The organism is Desulfuromonas thiophila, assembly GCF_900101955.1.
GTDB classification, from domain to species: domain Bacteria; phylum Desulfobacterota; class Desulfuromonadia; order Desulfuromonadales; family Desulfuromonadaceae; genus Pseudodesulfuromonas; species Pseudodesulfuromonas thiophila.
Map to the genome: position 1 here is coordinate 43,835 of NZ_FNAQ01000002.1, position 22,055 is coordinate 65,889.

Sequence of the window (22,055 nt, forward strand, 5' to 3'; positions counted from 1 at the left end):
ATCATGAAAGCCCCGGCCGCCATTCCAGCTGACCGCTGCCAGCGGGGCCGCGATGCCCTGAAGATCCTTCTGGGCGGCATGCTCGGACTGGTGGTGGCCATGGGGATTGGTCGCTTTGTCTACACGCCGATTCTGCCGCTGATGCAGCGTGATCTGGGTCTGAGTCACGCCCAGGCCGGCGTGCTGGCCGGACTCAACTATCTGGGCTATCTGGCTGGTGCCATCGCCTGTTCCTGCGCGCCACAACTGTTGCGTTCGCGCAGCCTGGGGCTGGCCGCCCTGCTGACCAGCATCCTGACCACCCTGGCCATGGGGCTGACCACCTCGTTGCATCTGTGGGCGCTGTTGCGTCTGGCGGCCGGTGCCGCCAGCGCGCTGCTGTTCATTCTGATCGCCGCCGAGGTGGGAGACTCCCTGGCGCGACGCGGTTATGGGCACTGGGCCGGCAATCTTTATGGCGGTATCGGGTTGGGCATTGCCCTGAGCGGTCTGCTCGTGCCAGCTCTCGACCGGCTGGGAGGCTGGGCCGCTGCCTGGCTCGGCAGTGGGCTTCTGGCCGCCCTGCTGGCGTTGCTGGGTGTTGCGCTGGGGCGCCGCACCCGCCGGCTGCCCTGGGTGGCGCCGCCGGAGTTGGGCTCCCCGCAGGGCTTAAGACCCATCGCCCTGCTGGCATTTGCCTATTTCTGTGAAGGTCTCGGCTATGTGGTTTCGGCCACCTTTTTGGTGACCATTATCGCGGGCAACAGCCAACTGGCGCCTTACGCCGGCTACAGTTGGGTGGCTGTCGGTCTGGCCGCTGTGCCCTCAACACTGCTGTGGCCCCTGCTGGCGCGCCGGATCGGTTTCCGTTGTGCCTTGCTGGCGGCCTATGCAGTGCAGGGCGCCGGGATCTGGCTCAGCAGCCAGGCAACTTCATTGGCAGCTATCCTGTTTGTCGCTCTGTCCTTTGGCGCCACCTTTCTCGGTATTGTGGCCCTGACGCTGGCCGAAGGCCGTCGCCGCCTGCCACGCAATCCGGCCCAGGCTGCTGCTGTGCTTACGGCCAGTTTCGGTATCGGTCAGATGCTTGGTCCCATGGTCGCCGGTTGGCTGGCCGATATCGAGGCCGGTTTTGCTCTGCCATTGCAGCTGGCGGCCGGCTGCGTTGCCCTCGCTGCCTTGCTGACCCTGGTGGATCGTCGTCAACGCCAGACCTTAGACCCCTGATGACACAAGGAGGCCAATGCCATGCCCTACGTCAATATCAAGATTACTCGCGAAGGTGCCACCGCCGAACAGAAAGCCCGCCTGATCGAGGGCGTGACGGCTCTGCTGGCCAGGGAACTGGGTAAGAATCCCGCCACCACCGTGGTGGTGATTGACGAGATTGATACCGACAACTGGGGCATAGGCGGCGAAAGTGTCACCGTTCGTCGACGCAGCGGCCGCTAGCGCTGCTTGTCCGTCCGGCCGGTAACGCTCCGGTTTTTGCGAATGGCAGGCCCCGCTTGGGATAAACGGTGCCAGAGGCGATGAAGGTTTATTATTGATGTGCAGGTTCGCTTTGCCAGCTTTTATGGTATTTTGCTTAACATGCAAACGGGACCGGCCCGCGATTTTTTTGAGCGGCCTGTAGGAGCAGCTGTTTTTCGGGGAGAGAGTGCATGAAAAAGACGGAATGGAGGAAATGGTTGGTGACGGTCGGCTGCTGCTTGCTGACGGCCTGCGGTGGTGGGGGCGGCGGCGGTGGTGGTGGGTCAGCCAGCACGCCGCCGCCGGTCGATCCGGGCGCGCCGCCGGTCGAGGCGGTCCGCCTGCTGAACGACAGCGGTATTCAGAGCTTTGGTGACGCCAACGCGAACAATCTGACCAGTGCTCCGGCCGGCTTTCCCTGGCAGGATGCCGCTCTGGGCCGTGATGCTGCAGCCGCGGCCGGCAGTTTGCAGAAAACCGGCGGTGGCGCGGCCGGCTTTGATTTCAGCCGTATCGGGATTGATGGCGCGGTGGTCAGTGCCGCCGAACTGGGTAGCAAAACCTGGGTGGCGGTGCGCGATAACACCACCGCTCTGATGTGGGAGGTGAAGACCAACGATTACGGTCTGCGCGATGCCCGCTGGTTGTACCGCCGGAGTGCGGCGGCAGACGGAGCCGGGGTGCCGGGAGAGGACGATTGCATTGCCGACAATGGCTGTGATGTGGACAGCTACATTGCCCGGGTCAATGCTGCCGGATTGGCGGGTTATTCGGACTGGCGGCTGCCGACCCGTGAAGAGTTGCGCAGCCTGGTACACTATGGTACAGCCGGTCCGGTTATTGACGGCAGCTATTTCCCGGACACGCCCAATGATAATACGGCTTACTGGACAGACACTGATGATCCGGCCAGCGAAACCGACGGCGGCGTGGTGGAAAATGCCTGGGTTACCGAGTTTTGCTGTGGCATGGAAGAATCCGTAAAAAAAGACAGTATGTTGCATGTGCGATTGGTCCGTGAAACCGGCTCCCCGGCACGCCAGACCCTGGTGACGCATGCGGATGGCAGTGTGACCCACCTGGCCAGTCAGCTGCGCTGGCAGATCTGCCCCGAGGGCCAGCTCTGGGATGCGCAGAACGGCTGCGGCGGCAGCGAAACCCTGACCACCTGGTCCGAGGCTCAGGCGCTGGCGGATGCGGTTTCCGGCTGGCGCCTGCCAACGGCCGATGAGCTGCAGTCCTTGGCCCGTTACTATCAGCTACGCCAGCAGCACCCGGAATGGCTGTTGCCGGATGCCTTTGCGGCCAGCGCGGTCGCCCACAGCTGGAGCAGTACCGCAGATCCGCAGGATGGTGACCGGGCGCTGGCGGTTGATTTCCGCAGCGGTGAACAGACCAGTCTGCTCAAGGAGGCGCCTGCTGTTGTTGAGGAAGAAGATGAGGGTGAGGGTGAGGAAACGGCAGAAGAGCCTGCCGAAGAGCCTGCTGAAGAGGTGTCAGAGGCCGAAACATTTGAACCTCAGGCGGTACGCTTGGTGCGGCAGGATCAGGTGAACTACTATCTGCAGGATAACCACGATGGTACCGTCACCGACCGGTTTAGCGGTCTGATGTGGAAGGTCTGTTCTGAGGGCCAGCTGTGGAATCCGCAAAGCGGCTGCATCGGCGTGGCGGCCCAGTTTGACTGGCAGGGCGCGCTGCAACAGGCGCAGACGGTACGAGCTGCCGCCGAGGCGGGTTACAATGACTGGCGGTTGCCCAATATCAAGGAGCTGACCAGCATTCTCAACGCCGATCGCCTCGAACCGGCCAGCTATCGTGAGTCTTTCCCGGCCACGCCGGCAGGAATCTACTGGTCGGCCTCGCCCTATGCCGTTTTTCCGGCCTTTGCCTGGACGGCAGATTTTGCCGATGGCGCGCTGGCAGCGTTACTCAAGATGAGTCCACATCATGTGCGACTGGTGCGCGATGCCCGCTAGGTGCGTCGTCGTTGCTTCTTGGTGAGAGCAGCTAAAACCTGGGCGGCGTTCCGTGGTTACGGAACGCCGCCCGTGTTTTATGTCGCGGGCGGTGTCGGGCGAGGATAGGGCCGCAGATGACTTTCCAGCGCGGCGCGCCAGCAGGCCAGTTTCGCGGTATAGGGCATGGAGGCGTGGGCCGGGCTGGTGGAGGGTAATTGCAGCACGCCGAGATTGAGGCGCTCGGGGGGCAGGTCCGGCCGGATCAGGCGTTCAAACAGCCGTTTTGCCGTGGCGCCATTGCACAGCACGCCGGTGATGCCGGGTTGGCTTGTCAGTAGCTCCGCCACGGCATTGGCCTGGGCCGATGCCATGACAATGGCCTGATCGCTGCTGCCCGGTCGTTGACAGCAGCGCAGTACATCCCACAGGGCGACGCTTGCCGTGGTGAGGGCAGCAAGGCGCTGCGGGTAGGGTTGCGTTGGATCGAATTGCAGAATGTCACCGAGCAGGCGCCAGAAGAGATTGCGTGGATGGGCATAGTATTGCCGTGCTTGCAACGAGGCCACGCCGGGCATGCTGCCGAGAATCAGCAGCCGCGGTTGTGGCGGCAGCAGCGGGGCGAAGCTGTGGAGCATGTCAGAGGGAGCTGGACGGGGCATGGCGATGGCTGGCGCGAAGTGATGCTGCACTGTCACCGGCAGCTGGCGCCCGTGGCGGCACCGCCGGCTTGGGGCGCAAGATCAGCGGCGCTTCTGGTGGGCAAAAGCGCCGCTGTGTTGTGATGACCGGGGCTGCGTTGGCGGATCAGCTGGCGCGTTTCTTCAGTTCGTCGCGGCGATCATCCATGACCTTGACGGCGCACAGATCACCGCACATGGTGCAGGCGCCGTGTTCGTCGGCGGCCTTGTTTTCACTGCGGCGGGTGCGGGCGCGGGCCGGGTCGAGGGCAAGTTCGAACTGCTTTTGCCAGTCGAGATCCTTGCGCGCCTGGGCCATGGCATGGTCACGATCGATGGCGCCGGGCACCTGCTTGACGATGTCGGCGGCATGGGCGGCGATCAGGCTGGCAATGACGCCTTCGTGAACGTCCTGCACGTTGGGCAGGCACAGGTGCTCACTGGGGGTGACATAGCACAGGAAGTCAGCGCCGGCCGAGGCGGCGATAGCGCCGCCGATGGCGCAGGCGATATGATCATAGCCGGCCGCCAGATCGGTGACCAGCGGCCCCAGCACATAAAAGGGCGCGCCGTGGCACAGGCGTTTTTGCAGCTGGATGTTGGCCTGGATCTGGTCGAGGGGCACATGGCCTGGGCCTTCGATCATGACCTGGATGCCGGCATCCCAGGCGCGCTGGGTCAGTTCGCCGAGAATCAGCAGCTCCTGCACCTGAGCGCGGTCGGTGGCGTCCTTCAGACAGCCGGGCCGGAAGCCGTCACCGAGGGAGAGGGTAGCATCATAGGGTTTGACCAGCTCAAGCAGGCGGTCGTAGTGTTCGTACAGCGGGTTTTCCGCATTGTTGAAGGTCATCCACTTGGCGGTAAAGGAGCCGCCGCGTGAAACCACCTCCATCAGGCGGCCTTCGCGATCCATCACCTCAAGGGTACGACGGGTAACACCGCAGTGGACGGTGATAAAGTCAACGCCATCGTCCAGGTGTTTTTTAATGCCGTCGAAGATCTCGTCAACGGTCATTTTGACCATGGCCTTTTTCTTTTTGGCCACGGTGTCGACGGCGGCCTGGTACAGTGGCACGCTGCCGATGCAGGCGTTGGTCTGGCCGATGATGGCGGCGCGGATTTCGTCGATCGGGCCGCCGGTGGACAGGTCCATGATGGCGTGGGCGCCGGCGGCAACGGCGACGCGGGCCTTTTCCATTTCCTTGTCGATGCTGGTGTCGTCCTTGCTGGTGCCGATGTTGGCGTTGACCTTGGTGCGCAGGCCCTGGCCGACGGCCAGCGGCAGGCCGTTGGTGTGCTTGACGTTGTGGCAGATGCAGACGGTGCCCTGGGCAACACGGGCCCGCAGGGTCTCGGCGTCGATGCCTTCGATTTCGGCGGCCTGGCGCAAGGTGTCGGTGATGATCCCCTGACGGGCGGCTTCCATGAGCGTCATGGTCGGTTTCCTCTCTTTCGGGCCTTTTGAGGTGGGCGGTTAGTCCAGCTGCGGCCGCAGGGCGGCGGCAGCCAGATAATGATTGACCGGGCCATGTCCCTGGCCGTAGCCGGGAGCGTGGCGGATGGCGGTTTCAATGAAGGTTTTGGTCAGACGCACGGCCTCGGCCAGGGCAAAACCGCGCGCCAGCAGGGTGGCCACGGCGGCGGCGGTGGTGCAGCCGGTACCGTGGGTATGGGCCGAATCGAGCCGTTCGCCCTGCAACAGCAGGGTGGTCGTTCCCTGACGCAACAGATCGACGGGTGCGCCGGCCAGATGACCGCCCTTGATCAGCACATGGCGGGCGCCGAGCTGCTGCAGGCGGATGGCGGCCTGTTCCATGGCGTCCACATTGGTGATGCCACGACCTGTAAGGGCTTCGGCTTCGGGCAGATTGGGTGTGAGCAAATAGGTTTGCGGCAGCAGTTGGCTGATCAGGGCCTCGATGGCGTCCTGTTGCAGCAGGCTGGCACCTCCCTTGGCGATCATGACCGGGTCGACGACGGTTAGACCGGCCTGGCCGCGCAGTTCCTCAGCAACGGTACGGATGATTTCGCTGTTCAGCAGCATGCCGGTTTTGATCACATCGGCGCCGAGATCATCAAGGACGGCGCGCAGTTGCTGCCGCACAAAGTTGGCCGGCACGGCATGAATGCCACTGACGCCGAGGGTGTTCTGGGCGGTCAGGGCGGTGATGACGCTGCTGGCATAGCCCCCCAGCAGGCTGATGGTCTTGATGTCGGCCTGAATGCCGGCGCCGCCGCCACTGTCGGAGCCGGCGATGGTGAGAACCCGGCCGCAGGGGACGGGTTGGCGCCGGTGAAACAGCAGGGCCATTTCGCGGGCGGCCAGATCGGGGCGTGGGTCGGCCATCAGGGCCGACACTACGGCGGCACCATCGGCACCGGCCGCGATGACGGCGGGTAGGCCGGCGGCATCGATGCCGCCAATGGCGACGAGGGGCAGATCGACGGCGGCGCGGATGGCGCGCAGGCCTTCAAGGCCGATGTGAACGGCGTCGTTCTTGGTACGGGTCGGATAGACGCTGCCGACGCCAAGGTAATTGGCGCCTTCAGCCACGGCGGCCTGGGCCTGTGCTACCGTGCGGCACGAACGGCCGATGAGGGCAGCCGGCCCGAGCGCGGCGCGGGCGACGGCGATGGCGCCGTCCTGCTGGCCGAGATGAACACCATCGGCCATGCAGGCGCGAGCCAATGCGATATTGTCATTGATGATCAGTTGGGCCTGATGATGGTGGCACAACTGGCGCAGGCGCTGGGCAATGGCGAGTTGCTCGTCGAAGGGCCGGGTTTTGTCGCGGTACTGCAGCTGGCGGACACCGCCGCGCAGGGCGAGTTGGCAGCATTCGAACAGTCGGGCACTGTCGCTGGCGTCGGTGATGAGATAGAGACCACCAATGGTGGCATTGGAGCGGGGCGTCGTTGTCATAAAAAAACCGCGGCCGGCAACGGGCGCGGTCGAGACAGACAGTCCCAAGGGGCTGTCTGGTTCTGGTCGCTTCCCTACGCCGGCATGATCCGGATCAGGTTCCAAGGGTCGTCCGTCGAGGACTCTCAGTGAATGAACTTCACTCCCCCAGCTTCATGTCCTACAGGTTGTGATTGCTGACTGTGCAGGTCAGCCTATGTCATCCGGCAGGTGCTGTCAACCGCCATTGTCGTTGGCCGGAAGGCCAAAAAGTGCTTTTTTGTTGCTAAATTGATGTTGTCCATTGGCTGGGCTGGACAGTTGAGGCCGCAGGCGGCTGGTGCCGGTGAGGGTTTTGTGGGGGGCTGGTCAGAATTTTGTTATGCGTTTTTGCTGGATTCCGCCGGGTGAAAAGCGCTAAAAGGATGATCTAAGTTGCCGACAGCATGAAAATTTTGTTTTTCGTGAAAAGCTCAGGGATGTGTGGGCAGGAGTTGACACAGCCGGCGGTCCGGCCGGGGGGAGTGGTGCGCGGTGGAATATGCCGATCTGGTGGAAAACAGTAACGATCTGATTCAGGTGGTGGGCTTTGACGGCCAACTGCTGTATGTCAATCAGATGTGGGTCGATACGCTGGGCTATCCGCGCGATGAAGCCTACCGCATGAACTTTTTCAATATTCTGCACCCCGATTGTCACTGTCGCTGTGGCGAACGGGTGGAGCGATTGCGTACCGGCGAGAGTGTGCCACGCTTCGAGGTGGAGTTCATCACCCGTACCGGCCAGAAGATCGTGGCCGAAGGCAGCATCTCCCTGTATCGCGAACAGGGTGAGGCGCGGGGTATTCAGGGGTTTTTCCGCGACATCACCCTGCGCAAGAAAACCGAGAATGCCTTGCGCGAGCGTGAGGAACAGCTGCGCACCATCTTTGAATCTTCCGTTGCCGGCATTGCCATGCTGGCGCCCGATGGCCGTTTTTTGCAGGCCAACCCCGCTTTCTGCAATTTTCTCGGTTACAGCGAGAATGAACTCAAGCAGATGAAGATAACCGATGTGACGCATCCCGACGATATTGAGGATACCCTGCGGCGGCGCCAGATTGCCCGGGCCAACCGCAGTCAGTCCATCGTCTGTGAGAAACGTTATCTGCGCAAGGACGGGTCGGTGTTCTGGGCGCAGTTGTCGTCGACCTGGTTTTTTGATCCCCAGGGCCAACCGCTCTACACCGTTCCGGTCATTCAGGATATTACCGCCCGCAAGCTGGCTGAGGAGCGGATTCGCGAGCTGGCTTATTACGATGGCCTGACCCGGCTGCCCAATCGCCAGCTGCTGCATGACCGGTTGGAACTGGCACTGGCCCAGGCGCGGCGGCATGATCGTCAGATGGCGTTGCTGTTTCTTGACCTTGACCGTTTCAAGGGTGTCAATGATACCCTCGGGCATGCCATTGGCGACCGCCTGTTGCAGATTGCCGCCGAGCGCCTGACCGCCTGTCTGCGCGACAACGATACCGTGGCGCGACTGGGTGGTGATGAATTTGTCATTCTGCTGGCGGATTTCAAAAGCAGTGACAATTTGCCCCATGTGGCCGGCAAGATTCTCAAGGCGCTGGCGCAGCCCTTTGATCTGGGGGTGCGCGAGGTTTATATCTCCACCAGTATTGGTATCGCGCTCTATCCCGATGATGCCGAGGATGCCGGTGAACTGTTGCGCCATGCCGACATGGCCATGTATGCCGCCAAGGAGGAGGGCGGCAACGGTTTCCGGTTCTATTCCAGTGAAATGAACGCTCGCGCGGTGGCGCGGATGGACCTGGAATCCAATCTGCGGCGGGCGTTGGACGAAAAGGAATTCTTTATCGAATATCAGCCGCAGATCGATCTGGTCAGCAACCGCATGGCTGGTCTCGAAGCTCTGGTGCGCTGGCGCCATCCGCAGCTGGGGGTCATTCCACCGGCGCAGTTTATTCCGCTGGCAGAGGAGACCAATCTGATCCTGCCGCTGGGTGAGTGGGTGATGGAGCAGGTGTTTTTGCAATGCTGTCGCTGGCACGCCAACGGCCTGGCCAACCGGCAGGTGCGGGTGGCCATCAATGTGTCGGGCCGGCAGTTCGATCAAGCCGATTTTGTTGAAATGGTCAAGCGGCTGTTGCAGCAGACCGGCGCCAAGGCCCATTGGTTCGAGTTTGAAATCACTGAGAACGTGTTGATGAAGGATGTTCAGCGCACCATCGCGACGTTGCGCCAGATCCGCGAGCTGGGCATTCATGTGGCCATTGATGATTTCGGCACCGGCTATTCCTCCCTCAGCTGTCTGAAACATCTGCCCCTCAATCGGTTGAAGATCGACAAGAGCTTCATTGCGGACATTCAGACCAATGCCGATGACCGTGCCATCGTTTCGGCGACGATTGCCATGGCCAAGCGTCTTGATCTGGAGGTGACGGCTGAGGGTGTCGAAACCGAGGGGCAGTACGGTTTTGTCTATCAGCGTGACTGTGACGAGGTGCAGGGGTTCTACTTCTGCCGACCGTTGCCGGCCGACAAGGTCCTTGATGCCTGTCGCAAGCATCTCGACGAGAGCTGACGACCGGCACGGCGCTTTACTGTTTTTCGGTGCTCGTGATACAAGGACGCGGCCGTATGCGTCGGCAGGGCTTTCGTCCCGTTGCGCCATGGGCGGTTCCTGCCGTGGCGGCGCATTTTTTGTCTTCTTTTCCGCAGCGCGACGGCTGTCGCGCCCAGCCCTTTTGAGTCCAGTCATGTACGCCCATCGTCCCACCGAGGTCGAAATCGATCTGGCCGCCCTGCGGCACAATTATCTGCTGTTGCGTCAGGCCCTGCCGCCCCAGGTGGCACTGCTGGCCGTGGTCAAGGCCGATGCCTATGGCCACGGTGCCGTGGCGGTGGCGCGCTGTCTGCAGCAGGCCGGCGCCGATCTTTTCGGTGTCGCCATCGTCGAGGAAGCCTTGGAGCTGCGCCAGGCCGGTATCGACCGGCCAATTCTGCTGCTTGGCGGCGCCTGGCCGGGACAGGAGGATTGCCTGGTGCAGCATCAGCTGCAGACGGCGGTGTTCGAAATGGCCCAGCTTGAACGGCTGCAGGCGGCGGCTGCGCGGCGGGGGCGGCGGTGCGCCTGCCATCTCAAGCTCGACAGCGGCATGGGCCGACTGGGGGTGCAGCCGGCCGAACTGCCAGCCTTTCTCGAAGAGTGGCATCGTTTTCCGGCCCTCGATCTGGTGGGTGTGATGACCCATCTGGCCATGGCCGATCTGCCGGCGCACCCGCACAACAGCGCCCAGCTGCGTCACTTTGCCGAGGCGGTGGCGCTTGTGCGCCAGGCGGGTTTCAGTCCTCGCTACCTGCATGCGGCCAACAGTGCCGCCAGTCTGGCGCAGCCGGCCGGTCTCTGCACCCTGGTGCGTCCCGGTATCGCTCTTTATGGTGGCCAGCCGTTCGAGGATCAGCCTCTGGCCGGGTTGCAGCCGGTGATGCATTTTCATAGCCGCATTGCGCACCTGCGCGAATTGCCGCCGGGCCACAGCGTGTCCTATGGTCAGCTGTTCGTTGCCCGCCGACCGACCCGTATCGCTGCTGTGCCGGTGGGTTATGCCGATGGCTTCAACCGTCGTCTGTCCGCTGGCGGTGCCGTGCTTATTCGCGGCCAGCGTGCGCCCATCGCCGGCCGGATCTGCATGGACTGGACGCTGATTGACGTGACCGATCTGGCGGACGTCCAAGTCAACGATCGGGTTACCCTGCTGGGCTGCGACGGTGATCAGTGTATCCGGGCCGAGGAATGGGCCGAGCGCATTGGCACCATCGCCTATGAGGTGTTCTGTCAGGTCAGCAAGCGCGTGCCGCGCCACTACCTGGGCCAGACGCTGTTGCCGGCCGCGGAGAGCCCGGCGGCCGCAGGCGGGGTCGTTTCGTGACGGCGTCGCCCGCATTGCAGCTGCTGATCGATCTGGGAACAACCCGCCTTGCCGGCCGTCTGCTCGATGCCCAGGGGGCCTTGCTGGCCGAGGCCGGTCTGGATAACCCGCAGTTTGTTCATGGCACGGATGTGATTCGCCGCTTGCAGGCTGCGACCGAGGGCGCGGCGGCGGAGCTGCAGCAGCAGGCACTGCAGGCCGTGACGCAGCTGACCGCCGAGCTGCTGAGACAGGCGGGACAGCCGCTGGCGGCGGTGCGGCAGGGCCTGCTGGCGGCCAATCCGGCCATGATTACCCTGCTACGGGGCCAGCCCGTGACCGGTCTGCTGCGGCCACCCTATCGGCCACCCTCTCTTGACGGCGTCTGGCTGCACGAAGCCGGACTGCCGCCGCTGTATCTGCTGCCGGCGGTCAGTGGTTTTGTCGGCGGTGATCTGCTGGCCTACGTTTACGGCCAGCTGCCCCTGGTGGGACCAACCCTGCTGATCGATGTCGGTACCAATGGCGAGATGGCTTTGTGGGACGGGCAGGCTTGGTGGTGCAGTTCGGTGGCGGCCGGGCCGACCTTCGAGGGTGCACATCTGGCCTGTGGCATGCGGGCCGAGGCCGGCGCGGTTTATGACGTGGCGGTGGAGGAAGATCGCCTGCGCTTGCGGGTGATCGGCGATGGCCTGCCGCGCGGCCTGTGCGGCAGCGGGCTGACGGCGGCGATTGGCGCGGCGGTGGCCGCCGGCCTGGTGGGCGCGGACGGTGGCCTGCGGCCCGCCGCAGCCATCGACAGCAATCTGGCGCGTTATCTGTGTCAGGACGCTGGTCAGCCGGCCCTGTGTCTCTATCGTGACGCCCGTTGCCAGTTGCTGATCCGCCAGGAAGAGATTCGCCAGTTTCAGCTGGCCAAGGGGGCGCTGCATGCCGGTGCCGAGTGTTTGCTGGAACGGGCCGGACTGGCGCCGCCGGCGCTCGAAAGGGTGTTGCTCAGTGGCGCCCTGGGGCAGGCGCTGGCGCCGCAGACCCTGAAAAACGTTGCCCTGCTGCCGGAATACATGATAAAAAAAGTAAGATTTGTGGGCGCCGGAGTCCTCGTCGGACTCGGGCGCCTTGCTGTCCGGCCCGAGGGGCTGGCGGAGCTCGACGCGTTGCGCCGGGCCATGCGGCCCTATCCGCTGTCGGGCACACCAGCCTTCGAGCAGGCCTTTCTGGCGGCTCTCGATTTCGCCAGCGGGCCAGCCTGAACGGCGTCCTCCCGGTTTTTGCTTGTCAGCCCCGGTGTGACAGGGTAGAAAAAGCCTTTTCTGTCATTGTTCCCTGTTTCTGCCGTGCCGCTGGCGGCGCGGTGTTTTTTTCAGAAAGGATGGTTTCATGGCCACCATCAAACGTGCCCTGATCAGTCTGTCCGACAAGACCGGTATTGTCGATTTTGCCCGTGAACTGGTAGGTTTCGGTGTTGAGATTCTCTCGACCGGCGGTACCGCGAGCCTGCTGCGCCAGGCCGGTCTGCCGGTCAAGGACGTTTCCGAATACACCGGCTATCCTGAAATGCTCGATGGCCGGGTGAAAACCCTGCATCCCAAAGTTCACGGCGGCCTGCTTGGCCTGCGTGACAATCCGGCGCATGTGGCGAAAATGGCGGAGCATGACATCCAGCCCATCGACATGGTGGTGGTGAATCTGTATCCGTTTGAAGCCACGGTGGCCAAGGATGACTGCACCCTGGTGGACGCCATCGAAAATATCGACATCGGCGGTCCGACCATGCTGCGCAGCGCGGCCAAGAACAACCGTTTTGTTACCGTGGTGGTTGATCCGGCCGACTATGCCGTGGTGCTCGACGAGATGCGCGCCAGCAACGGCGCCGTGAGCGAGTCGACCAACTTCGGTCTGGCTGTAAAGGTCTATCAGCATACGGCGGCCTATGATGGCGCCATTTCCAACTGGCTCGGCCGGCGGCTGGAAGAGGGCTGCGTGGCCGAGTTCCCCCCCGCGCTGACGCTGCAGTTTCAGCAGAGCCAGATCATGCGTTACGGCGAAAACCCGCACCAGAAGGCCGCCTTCTATGTGGAGAAGAATGTCGCCGAGGCCTCCATTGCTACGGCCAGACAGCTGCAGGGCAAGGAGTTGTCCTATAATAATATCGGCGATACCGATGCGGCGCTGGAGTGCGTCAAGCAGTTTGGCGAGGGCCCGGCCTGCGTCATTGTCAAGCACGCCAATCCCTGCGGCGTGGCGGTGGGCGCTACGATTCTGGAAGCCTATGAGCGCGCGTTCAGCACCGATCCCGAGTCGGCCTTCGGCGGTATTATCGCGTTTAACCGCGAGCTCGATGGCGCGACGGCCAAAGCCATTTGTGACAAGCAGTTCGTTGAGGTGATTATTGCGCCGGTGGTCAGTGCCGAGGCGGTAGAGATCGTCAAGACCAAGAAAAACGTGCGCCTGCTCGAGTGTGGCCAGTGGCCCGCCCAGCCGGCGGATCGTTTGGAATACAAGCGGGTCAATGGTGGTCTGCTGGTGCAGGATGCCGACCATGCCCTGTATGAGGAGTTGAAGGTCGTGACCAAGCGCCAACCGACGGAGCAGGAGATGAAGGATCTTCTCTTCACCTGGCGGGTGGCCAAATTCGTCAAGTCCAACGCCATCGTCTACGGCAAGGAGAATATGACCATCGGTGTTGGTGCCGGTCAGATGAGCCGCATCAATTCGGCACGTATCGCCGCGATCAAGGCAGAGCACGCCGGACTCGAAGTTCAGGGCTCGGCCATGGCCTCGGATGCCTTTTTCCCGTTCCGTGACGGACTCGATAACGCAGCGGCTGTAGGCGTGACGGCGGTCATCCAGCCCGGCGGGTCGATTCGTGATGAGGAAGTGATTGCGGCCGCTGATGAGCACGGTATTGCCATGGTGTTTACCGGCATGCGTCACTTCCGTCATTAAGCAAGCGGACCTTTTTCGCCATCTCGGCGTTGTCGCCCTGATCAGGTAAAAATGGCTCGTTTCTCCTTTCGTGAGCGTAGCTGGGAACGTTTGGCAGGCAGAAGACAGACAAGAAAGGTTCGAGGATGAAGATACTGGTTGTCGGTGGTGGCGGACGCGAACACGCACTGGTGTGGAAGATTGCCCAGTCCCCCCTGGTTGAAACCCTCTACTGCGCGCCGGGCAATCCCGGCATCGCTGAGTTGGCCGAACTGGTGCCGCTGAATGTTGAGGATGTGGACGGCCTGTGCGCTTTTGCCTTGGAGAAGGGGATCGACCTTACCGTGGTTGGGCCGGAGTTGCCGCTGACGCTGGGCATTGCCGATCGCTTCAAGGCAGCAGGGCTGACTATTTTCGGTCCCAGCCAGGCTGCCGCCCAGATCGAGGGCAGCAAGGGGTTTTCCAAGGACCTGATGGCCAAGTACGGCATTCCGACGGCGGCCTATGCCCGCTTCAGCGAGCGCGATCAGGCGGTGGCCTATGTGAAGGCGCAGGGCGCCCCCATCGTCATCAAGGCCGATGGCCTGGCCGCCGGCAAGGGTGTAATTCTGGCGCAGACGCTGGAGGAGGCTGTTCAGGCCATTGATGAAATTCTGGTCGACGGTGTCTTCGGCGAAGCCGGCAAGTCGCTGGTGATTGAGGAGTTTCTCTACGGCGAGGAAGCCTCTTTCTTTGCCTTTACCGACGGCAAGAATATTCTGCCGCTGGCTTCGGCGCAGGATCACAAGCAGATTTTCGATGGCGACAAGGGCCCCAATACCGGTGGCATGGGCGCTTATTCGCCGGCGCCGGTGGTTACGGACGCACTGTATCAGCGGATTGTTGACGAGGTGGTGCAGCCGACCATCGACGGCATGGCGGCTGAAGGTTGTCCCTACTGTGGCATCCTGTTTGTTGGTCTGATGATCGATGGCGAGAAGATCCGGGTGCTGGAATACAATGCCCGCTTCGGTGATCCCGAGGCCCAGCCCCTGCTCAGCCGCATGAAGTCCGACCTGGTGCCGATATTGCGCGACTGCGCCCGTGGCGAATTGACCACCAGGGCGCTGGAATGGCATGAGGGCGCGGCGGTCTGTGTGGTGCTGGCGGCGGCCGGTTATCCGGCCAGTGTCCGTAAGGGCGATGCGATCAGCGGCCTGACGGCGGCCAACGCCCTTGAGGGTGTGCAGGTGTTTCAGGCCGGCACCGCTCTGTGCGAGGGCCAGCTGGTGACAGCCGGTGGCCGGGTGCTGGGGGTCGTCGGCCGTGCCGCCGATGTGCCGGCAGCCATTGAGCGGGCTTACGCAGGCGTGGCGCAGATCCGGTTCGATGGTGCTCAATGGCGGCGTGATATCGGCCAGAAAGCCTTGCGGCGCCTGCAATCGTCTTGATCAAACCACAGGAGGATAAGGACATGGAACAGGTACAGGTCGGTATTCTGATGGGCAGTGATTCCGATTATCCGGTCATGGCCGAGGCGGCCAAGGCCCTGCGCGAATTCGGCATCGGTTTTGAGATGCTGGTTTCCAGTGCTCACCGTTCGCCCAAACGGACGGCGGAATATGCCGCCAGTGCCGCCGGTCGCGGTATCCGGGTACTGATTGTTGGTGCCGGTGCCGCCGCCCATCTTGCCGGTGTGGTCGCTGCCGAGGCAACCCTGCCAGTGGTGGCCGTGCCGATCGACAGTTCGGCCCTCAAGGGGCTCGATGCGCTGCTGGCCACGGTGCAGATGCCAGCCGGCATTCCGGTTGCCAGCATGGCCATCGGCAAGGCCGGGGCGCGCAATGCCGGCCTGTTTGCCGTGCAGATCCTGGCGACCACCGATGCGGCGCTGGCTGAACGACTGCGCCAGGCCCGCAACGATATGGCGGCGGCGGTGGCGCACAAGAGCGAGCAGTTACAGCAGCGTCTTGCCACGGACGGGCTGTTGTGAGTACAGGATACGGACAGGGTTGGCAAGGCACCACGGCTGCCTGTGCAGCTTGAGGTGCGGAAAAACACCGGGGAAGGTGTTCTTCGGTCTGTGCGGCGGACTTGTGCCTGCCGCTAAATCGTCGGTTCAGACGCGCGTTCGGGGAAGAAATGCGTGGCTTGTGACCGGCAAAAACGTAACTCTGCTGGCGCATGGGAGGCAGCGCCTGCCCAGCAAAGGAGAACTGGCATTTGAGCGGACAACAGCGAACAGTCGTGGCAGCCATCTGGGATTTTTTCTGCTCCCTCAAGCTGTCGATCTTTACCCTCATCGTTCTGGCGATCACCTCGATTATCGGTACGGTGATCCAGCAGAACCGGCCGGCCGAAGAATACTTGCGGTTCTTCAGCGAAAAAACCTACCACCTGCTCAACAGTCTGCAATTCTTCGACATGTACCATTCCTGGTGGTTCATCGGCCTGCTGATTCTGTTCAGTATCAATCTGGTGTGCTGTTCCATCAAGCGGCTGCCGCGCGTGTGGAAGCTGGTACGCCACCCCCAGCTGACGCCGAGTGAGGCGTTGCTGAAAAGCTTTTCCAATGTCGATGAACAACTGGTCACGGGCAGCCTTGCCGAGGTGCGCCAGCGCATGGAGGCTTTTGTGGCCCGCGAATTCGCCCCGCCGGTGTGCAACAGCGGCGAGGCCGGTCTCTATCTTTATGCCGACAAGTCGCGCTACGCCCGTTTGGGGGTTTATGTCACTCATCTGTCGATCCTGATTATCTTTATCGGTGCCATCATTGGCAACCTGTTCGGCTACAAGGCTTTTGTCAACATTCCTGAAGGTGGCAGCGTCGATCAGGTTTGGCTGCGCAGTGGCGGGGTGGCCGATCTGGGGTTCTCGGTGACCTGTGAGGATTTCAGTGTCAGCTTCTACGACAACTCACAGCGGCCGAAAGAATATCGCAGCCTGTTGACCATCAAGGATGGCGGTGAGGTGGTGATCGACAAACGGCCGGTTATTGTCAACGATCCGTTGAGCTACAAGGGCATCACTTTTTATCAGTCGAGCTATGGGCCGGCCGGTGGCGAGGTGCTGTCTGTCAAGGTGAAGCTGCGCGGTACCGACAAGGCCCAGGCCTATGCGTTGCAACGGGGAGAGCGGGCATTGCTGCCCGATGATACCCGTATCCAGCTGGTTGATTTTACGCCTTCGTTTCGCAATTTCGGTCCGGCGGCCAGGTTGCAGGTGCAGCCCGCCAGTGCAGAGGCGTTTTCCGTAACCCTGTTCAAGAACTTCCCGGATTTTGACGACCAGCGGGGTGGTGAGCATATCTTCACGCTGGAGGATTTCGAACAGAAATACTATACCGGGCTGCAGGCGACCAAGGACCCCGGTGTCTGGGTGGTGTGGCTGGGCTGCACCCTGCTGGTGCTGGGCAGCCTGGTGGCCTTTTTCCTGTCGCACCGCCGCCTGTGGGTGGTGCTGAGCGAGAAGCAGGGCAAGGTGCGGGTACGGCTGGTGGGCTCGGCCCATCGTAACCAGCCAGCCTTCGAGCTGTATTTCGATCGTCTCAAGGAAGCCTTTCGCAAGGAGCTGGCCTAGGCTGGCCGGGAGTTGAGAACTATGCAAAGCGGACAGTTGTTCAATCTGGTGACCGTCGGGTATTTCGCCTCCATGGTACTGTTCATAGCCTTTCTGGCGCTGCGCAGCTCGCTGATTGCGCGGTTGGCGACCTGGATTGCCGTGGCTGGTTTTCTTCTGCAGACCGGCGCCATTGGCTTGCGCTGGTATGAAACCTATCAGATCCCTGGAGGTGCCGGTTATGCACCCATGTCGAATCTGTATGAATCGGTGGTGTTCTTTTCCTGGACCATTCTGCTGATTTATCTGCTGATCGATCTGAAATACCGCCAGCCCGCAGTGGGTGCTTTCGTGCTGCCCTTCGCTTTTCTGGCGATGACCTGGGCCCAGCTGCGGCTGGATTCCACCATCTCGCCGCTGGTGCCGGCCCTGCAGAGTAACTGGCTGACCTATCATGTCATTACCTGTTTTCTTGGCTATGCCGCCTTTGCCGTGGCCTGTGGCGTGTCGATCATGTACCTGATCAAGGTGGCCAAGGAAAAGGATGGCGGCAGAGGCCCGGCCGGCGGAATTGTCGGCCAGTTTCCCAGCGCCAAGGTGCTTGACGATCTTAACTACAAGGCCATCATGATTGGTTTTCCCCTGCTGTCGCTGGGGATCATTACCGGCGCAGCCTGGGCCAATTACGCTTGGGGAACCTACTGGAGCTGGGACCCGAAGGAAACCTGGAGCCTGATCGTCTGGTTTATCTACGCCGCCTTTCTGCATGCCCGAATTACCCGTGGCTGGGCTGGCCGGCGGGCGGCGGTGCTGTCGATCGTTGGCTTCGCCGCTACCATCTTCTGCTATCTGGGCGTCAACCTGCTGCTGGCCGGTCTGCATTCCTACGGTTCCTAGTCGCTGAGCCAGCAGCGCTGTTTGTCCGGGGAGACCGTCTGACGGTCTCCCCGTTTTTTACCGTCCCGGCCCGTTTGTCGGGACCTTAAGCAGGGCGGGGAGGCAGAGCGATGGAGCAGGGACAGCAACCGGAAGCGCCGGAGACTCTGCTGGCCGCCGATGAAACCCTCGACAGCGTACAGGACGCCGGCCTGCGGCTGATCCAGCCCCGCCAGGGGTACCGCTTTTCCTTCGATCCGCTGGTGCTGTGTGATTTTGCCCGGCTTGATGGGGTACAGCATCTGCTTGACTTAGGCTGCGGCTGCGGTCTGATGGCTCTGCTGGCGGCGCGGCGCCAGCCTGCGCTGCGGGTGACCGCCATCGAGGTGCAGCCTGCCCAGGCAGACCGGGCACGGCGCAATGTCTGTCTCAATGGTCTGGAATCGCAGGTGCGGGTGGTCTGTGGCGATGTGCGGCAGTGGGCGCCGACGGCGCGGCAGAGCTGTGACCTGGTGCTGTGCAATCCGCCCTTCAGGCCGGCACAGGCCGGTCGTCAAGCCCTGGACGCCGAGCGCCGCGCGGCCCGTCACGAACAACATGGCACCCTGGCTGAACTGCTGAGTGCTGCAGGTCAGGTGCTGAGCCATGGCGGCCGCTGTGCGCTGGTGCATCTGGCCGAACGCCTGACCGACGTGCTGGAAGCCATGCGTCGGGCCCGGCTGGAGCCCAAACGCTTGCGACTGGTGCACAGTCGTGCCGGCCAGGATGCCTGTCTGGTGCTGGTGGAGGGGCGTAAGGGCAGCCGTCCGGGGCTGAGGGTGCAGTCACCGTTGCTGCTGCAGGATGAAGAAATCTAGGAGCGCAGTTGCTGACGCAGACGCTCGGCCTTGTGGCGGCGCTGGTGGGCTTGGATCAGGCGCTGCAGGGCGGCTCGCACCTGTGGGTCGGCGATGGCGGCGGTCAGGCGGGAGATGGCAGCCAGTTCCAGGCTGTTGAGTTCGGGCAGCGTTTCCTTGTGCTCAATGCGCTGAAGACGGGTGGCTACCGGTCGGCGGCGCAGAAAGATGCCCTCGATGGGATGGTCGCCGAGCTGGGCGTTGAGGCTGGCGAGCAGGCGCGGTTTGAGGAGTTGCAGCTGCTGCATCCAGACTGGATGGTCAACCTCAACCTCCAGAATCTGCTGGCGCAGACGTACCGGCCGGGCATGGCAGGCGATGGTCCGACCGACCGTCTGGTCCCACAGTTGCCAGATGGCGTGTTGCTCAATGCGGTTGCGAATGCCCAGCGAGCCGAACAGCTGGTTGAGGATATCGCGGCTGCGTTCCGGCGTGGCACGCCCACGGTTGTTACGGCTCATGACCGACCGGGCTGCTGCAGACGCAAACGCAGCCAGCCGCCGCCGAACTGGCCGAGCAGGGCGCCGAGAATCGACAGGGGGATAACCTGCCAGTCGAGGGCAAAATGCAGCCGCAGCCACAGCAGCAGAGGAATGGACAGGTGGATGTAGGCGAACCAGGCCAGCGAGCGTTTGACGACACCCTGACGCAGGTAGCCCAGCGGTAGATTAACCAGTACCGCGGTGCCGGCCAGCAGGGCGATTTTGAGGCCGAAAGGGGTCAGCTGCATGCCGGATCCACAGAAAATGAGGTGCGAGGCGGGCTGGTCTTGCCGGAGAAAACCAGCGTACCTTAGCCATTTGGCAGGCGGCTGTCAATGTGAAGAACCCGCAAAGGAGCCAGGATATGCGCATGGTCGGGCCGGATCAGTGTCTGCTGGTGTTTGATTCCCTGCACCGCGTCATGCGGGCCGAGCAGCTGCTGCAGGAGCGTTTCAGCGTGTTGCTGGTGCCACTGCCGCGGGTGTTGTCGTCCGATTGCGGCATGGCACTGCGTATCCTGGCGGCTGAGGGGCCGGCCATCGCCGCCAGCCTGCAACAGGCGGAGCTGATGGACTATCGTTGCTACCAGCCGACGGCGACAGGTTTCGCCGTTGTCGATCTGCCGGCGCAAGAATCTTGACAAGCCACTGATGGCCCTTTATAGTCCCCTATTTGCCACTTTGCAGCCTTAAGCCGGAAAGCAGCGGAACCGCCATGTTCGACCAACTCAGTGATAAGTTTGATGCCGTCTTCAAAAAGTTGCGCGGTCAGGGGCGCCTGACCGAAGCCCATGTGACCGAAGCCCTGCGCGAGGTGCGCCTGGTGCTGCTTGAGGCCGACGTCAATTTCAAGGTCGTCAAGGATTTTGTCGCGGCGGTGCAGCAGCGTGCCGTTGGTAGCGATGTGCTGAAAAGCCTGACGCCGGCTCAGCAGGTGATCAAGATCGTGCGCGACGAGCTTGGCCGGCTGATGGGTGAAGGTGAGGATAATGCCCTTGACCTGGCCGCCAGCCCGCCGGTCGCCATCATGCTCTGTGGCCTGCAGGGCGCTGGCAAGACCACCAGCTGCGGCAAGCTGGCCCTGCGTCTGCGCAAGGACAAGCGCCAGCCGCTGCTGGTGCCGGCCGACGTCTACCGGCCGGCGGCGATTGAGCAACTCAAGACCCTCGGTCGGCAGCTGGACATCCCGGTGTTCGACAGCGCTGCCGACGCTGATCCGGTGGATATCTGCCGTCAGGCCCAGGACTATGCCCGCAACCACGGTTTTGACACGCTGATTCTCGATACTGCCGGCCGCCTGCACATTGACGACACGCTGATGGATGAGTTGGTGCGCATCCGCATGGCACTGAGTCCGCGTGAAATCCTGTTCGTGGCGGATGCCATGACCGGCCAGGACGTGGTCAATGTGGTCGAGCAGTTCGATGCCCGGCTTGACCTCAGCGGCGTGATTCTGACCAAGCTCGATGGCGATGCCCGTGGTGGTGCCGCCCTGTCGGTGCGGGCGGTGACCGGCAAGCCGATCAAGTTTGTCGGTCTGGGCGAGAAAATGGATGCCCTGGAGGTGTTCCACGCCGACCGCATGGCCCAGCGCATTCTTGGCATGGGCGACGTGCTGTCGCTGATCGAAAAGGCTGAGGCTGCCATCGACAAAGATGAAGCCGCGCGCATGGAAAAAAAGATGCGCCAGGACGGCTTCACTCTGGAGACCTTTCGCGATCAGTTACAGATGGTGAAAAAGATGGGCTCGATGGAATCGTTGCTCAAGATGATTCCCGGTGTCGGCCAGGCCATGAAGAAGGCGGGCGGCATGCAGCTGCCCGACAAGGAACTGAAGAAAATCGAAGCCATCATCGGCTCCATGACGCCGCTTGAGCGGCAGAATCACAAGCTGATCAATGGTTCGCGCCGTCTGCGCATCGCCAAGGGCAGTGGTACCCGCATCCAGGATGTCAACCAGTTGCTCAAGCGTTTTACCGAGGCGCAGAAGATGATGAAGAAAATGCAGCAGCTCGGTCCCAAGGGTCTCAAGGGCCTGATGGGGCGGGGCGGCATGCCGTTTTAGCTTTTTCCCGCGCTGCGGAAGGCCGCAGTGGGCGGGGTCAACAGGTGCCTGAGGTTTCAGGCGTTTTTCAACAGAGAGGAAGCGATCCCCATGTCCGTCAAGATCAGATTAGCCCGTGGTGGTGCTAAGAAGAAACCCTTTTACCAGATTGTCGTCGCCGACGAGCGTTGTCCGCGCGATGGCCGTTATGTCGAGAACCTTGGCCAGTACGATCCGCGGCTGACCGACAACAAGGTGACAATCAACAAAGAGCGGGCTCTGGCCTGGCTGAATCGCGGCGCCCAGCCGTCTCAGACCGTGCTGAGCCTGTTGCGCCAGACGGGCGTGTGGAGCACCTTCAAGGGCACACCCAAGGCCTAGGGTGCCG

20 protein-coding genes and 1 riboswitch are annotated in these 22,055 nt (G+C 62.3%); of the genes, 15 read left to right on the forward strand and 5 right to left on the reverse strand.

The genetic code is table 11. From position 1 onward, the window contains the following. Positions 1 to 3 precede the first annotated feature (3 nt). From BLR80_RS02435 to BLR80_RS02445, 3 genes are all read left to right on the forward strand, one after another. On the forward strand, positions 4 to 1,206 hold the full coding sequence (locus BLR80_RS02435) for a YbfB/YjiJ family MFS transporter (RefSeq protein ID WP_092075932.1): 1,203 nt from the start codon (positions 4 to 6) through the stop codon (positions 1,204 to 1,206). 21 nt (positions 1,207 to 1,227) lie between these two features. After that, positions 1,228 to 1,431, forward strand: coding sequence for a 2-hydroxymuconate tautomerase family protein (locus tag BLR80_RS02440; protein ID WP_092075934.1), 204 nt, complete (start codon positions 1,228 to 1,230; stop codon positions 1,429 to 1,431). Between the two features lie 212 nt (positions 1,432 to 1,643). Further along, a complete protein-coding gene (locus BLR80_RS02445) occupies positions 1,644 to 3,431 on the forward strand; it encodes an Lcl C-terminal domain-containing protein (protein ID WP_092075936.1) in 1,788 nt (595 codons plus the stop codon). A 77-nt stretch (positions 3,432 to 3,508) separates the two neighbouring features. Here BLR80_RS02445 and BLR80_RS02450 read toward each other — a convergent pair whose 3' ends face one another. The 3 genes from BLR80_RS02450 to thiD all read right to left on the reverse strand — a co-directional run bounded on the left by BLR80_RS02450 (position 3,509) and on the right by thiD (position 7,013). Continuing rightward, positions 3,509 to 4,108: a DNA-deoxyinosine glycosylase gene (locus BLR80_RS02450; protein WP_216095163.1), complete on the reverse strand. Its 600-nt coding sequence runs from the start codon at positions 4,106 to 4,108 to the stop codon at positions 3,509 to 3,511. Positions 4,109 to 4,217: 109 nt separating this feature from the next. Next, positions 4,218 to 5,525, reverse strand: coding sequence for a phosphomethylpyrimidine synthase ThiC (gene thiC / locus BLR80_RS02455; RefSeq protein WP_092075941.1), 1,308 nt, complete (start codon positions 5,523 to 5,525; stop codon positions 4,218 to 4,220). A 39-nt stretch (positions 5,526 to 5,564) separates the two neighbouring features. Next, on the reverse strand, positions 5,565 to 7,013 hold the full coding sequence (gene thiD / locus BLR80_RS02460) for a bifunctional hydroxymethylpyrimidine kinase/phosphomethylpyrimidine kinase (RefSeq protein WP_092076453.1): 1,449 nt from the start codon (positions 7,011 to 7,013) through the stop codon (positions 5,565 to 5,567). A gap of 54 nt (positions 7,014 to 7,067) precedes the next feature. Then, a riboswitch (TPP riboswitch) is annotated at positions 7,068 to 7,172 on the reverse strand. A gap of 354 nt (positions 7,173 to 7,526) precedes the next feature. Here thiD and BLR80_RS02465 point away from each other — a divergent pair. The 9 genes from BLR80_RS02465 to BLR80_RS02505 all read left to right on the forward strand — a co-directional run bounded on the left by BLR80_RS02465 (position 7,527) and on the right by BLR80_RS02505 (position 19,103). Continuing rightward, a complete protein-coding gene (locus BLR80_RS02465; RefSeq protein WP_092075943.1) occupies positions 7,527 to 9,578 on the forward strand; it encodes a putative bifunctional diguanylate cyclase/phosphodiesterase in 2,052 nt (683 codons plus the stop codon). Positions 9,579 to 9,753: 175 nt separating this feature from the next. Further along, positions 9,754 to 10,926, forward strand: a complete 1,173-nt coding sequence (gene alr / locus BLR80_RS02470) for an alanine racemase (RefSeq protein WP_092075945.1) — start codon at positions 9,754 to 9,756, stop codon at positions 10,924 to 10,926. Continuing rightward, the gene (locus BLR80_RS02475; RefSeq protein WP_092075947.1) at positions 10,923 to 12,158 is read left to right on the forward strand and encodes an ASKHA domain-containing protein; all 1,236 of its coding nucleotides are present in this window, start codon (positions 10,923 to 10,925) and stop codon (positions 12,156 to 12,158) included. The genes alr and BLR80_RS02475 overlap by 4 nt, the downstream gene beginning before the upstream one ends. Before the next feature lie 127 nt (positions 12,159 to 12,285). After that, on the forward strand, positions 12,286 to 13,854 hold the full coding sequence (gene purH, locus BLR80_RS02480; RefSeq protein WP_092075949.1) for a bifunctional phosphoribosylaminoimidazolecarboxamide formyltransferase/IMP cyclohydrolase: 1,569 nt from the start codon (positions 12,286 to 12,288) through the stop codon (positions 13,852 to 13,854). 125 nt (positions 13,855 to 13,979) lie between these two features. After that, positions 13,980 to 15,263: a phosphoribosylamine--glycine ligase gene (gene purD / locus BLR80_RS02485; protein ID WP_092075951.1), complete on the forward strand. Its 1,284-nt coding sequence runs from the start codon at positions 13,980 to 13,982 to the stop codon at positions 15,261 to 15,263. A 23-nt stretch (positions 15,264 to 15,286) separates the two neighbouring features. Further along, a complete protein-coding gene (gene purE / locus BLR80_RS02490) occupies positions 15,287 to 15,805 on the forward strand; it encodes a 5-(carboxyamino)imidazole ribonucleotide mutase (protein WP_092075953.1) in 519 nt (172 codons plus the stop codon). Between the two features lie 254 nt (positions 15,806 to 16,059). After that, positions 16,060 to 17,391, forward strand: coding sequence for a cytochrome c biogenesis protein ResB (gene resB, locus BLR80_RS02495; protein ID WP_245691306.1), 1,332 nt, complete (start codon positions 16,060 to 16,062; stop codon positions 17,389 to 17,391). A gap of 21 nt (positions 17,392 to 17,412) precedes the next feature. Next, entirely contained in the window at positions 17,413 to 18,267 is an 855-nt protein-coding gene (gene ccsB / locus BLR80_RS02500) for a c-type cytochrome biogenesis protein CcsB (RefSeq protein WP_092075957.1), read from the forward strand. Positions 18,268 to 18,377: 110 nt separating this feature from the next. Then, positions 18,378 to 19,103 carry a tRNA1(Val) (adenine(37)-N6)-methyltransferase gene (locus BLR80_RS02505; RefSeq protein WP_092075959.1) on the forward strand — a complete coding sequence of 242 codons (726 nt, stop codon included), beginning with the start codon at positions 18,378 to 18,380 and terminating at the stop codon, positions 19,101 to 19,103. On the opposite strand, the gene BLR80_RS02510 is transcribed toward BLR80_RS02505, so the two are convergent. Together BLR80_RS02510 and BLR80_RS02515 are read right to left on the reverse strand one after the other, a co-directional pair. Then, positions 19,100 to 19,603 (reverse strand): DciA family protein, encoded by a 504-nt coding sequence (locus BLR80_RS02510; RefSeq protein ID WP_092075961.1) that lies wholly within the window; start codon positions 19,601 to 19,603, stop codon positions 19,100 to 19,102. The two genes, BLR80_RS02505 and BLR80_RS02510, sit on opposite strands and share 4 nt — an antisense overlap. Continuing rightward, positions 19,600 to 19,872: a hypothetical protein gene (locus tag BLR80_RS02515; RefSeq protein WP_092075963.1), complete on the reverse strand. Its 273-nt coding sequence runs from the start codon at positions 19,870 to 19,872 to the stop codon at positions 19,600 to 19,602. Before BLR80_RS02515 ends, BLR80_RS02510 begins: the two co-directional genes overlap by 4 nt. A 116-nt stretch (positions 19,873 to 19,988) precedes the next feature. Between BLR80_RS02515 and BLR80_RS02520 the strand changes: the two genes are divergently transcribed. The 3 genes from BLR80_RS02520 to rpsP all read left to right on the forward strand — a co-directional run bounded on the left by BLR80_RS02520 (position 19,989) and on the right by rpsP (position 22,048). After that, positions 19,989 to 20,264 carry a putative Se/S carrier protein gene (locus BLR80_RS02520; RefSeq protein ID WP_092075965.1) on the forward strand — a complete coding sequence of 92 codons (276 nt, stop codon included), beginning with the start codon at positions 19,989 to 19,991 and terminating at the stop codon, positions 20,262 to 20,264. 74 nt (positions 20,265 to 20,338) lie between these two features. Continuing rightward, complete coding sequence (ffh, locus tag BLR80_RS02525) at positions 20,339 to 21,688, forward strand: signal recognition particle protein (protein WP_092075967.1); 1,350 nt, start codon at positions 20,339 to 20,341, stop codon at positions 21,686 to 21,688. 90 nt (positions 21,689 to 21,778) lie between these two features. Then, positions 21,779 to 22,048, forward strand: a complete 270-nt coding sequence (gene rpsP / locus BLR80_RS02530) for a 30S ribosomal protein S16 (RefSeq protein ID WP_092075969.1) — start codon at positions 21,779 to 21,781, stop codon at positions 22,046 to 22,048. The last annotated feature ends 7 nt before the right edge of the window (positions 22,049 to 22,055 follow it).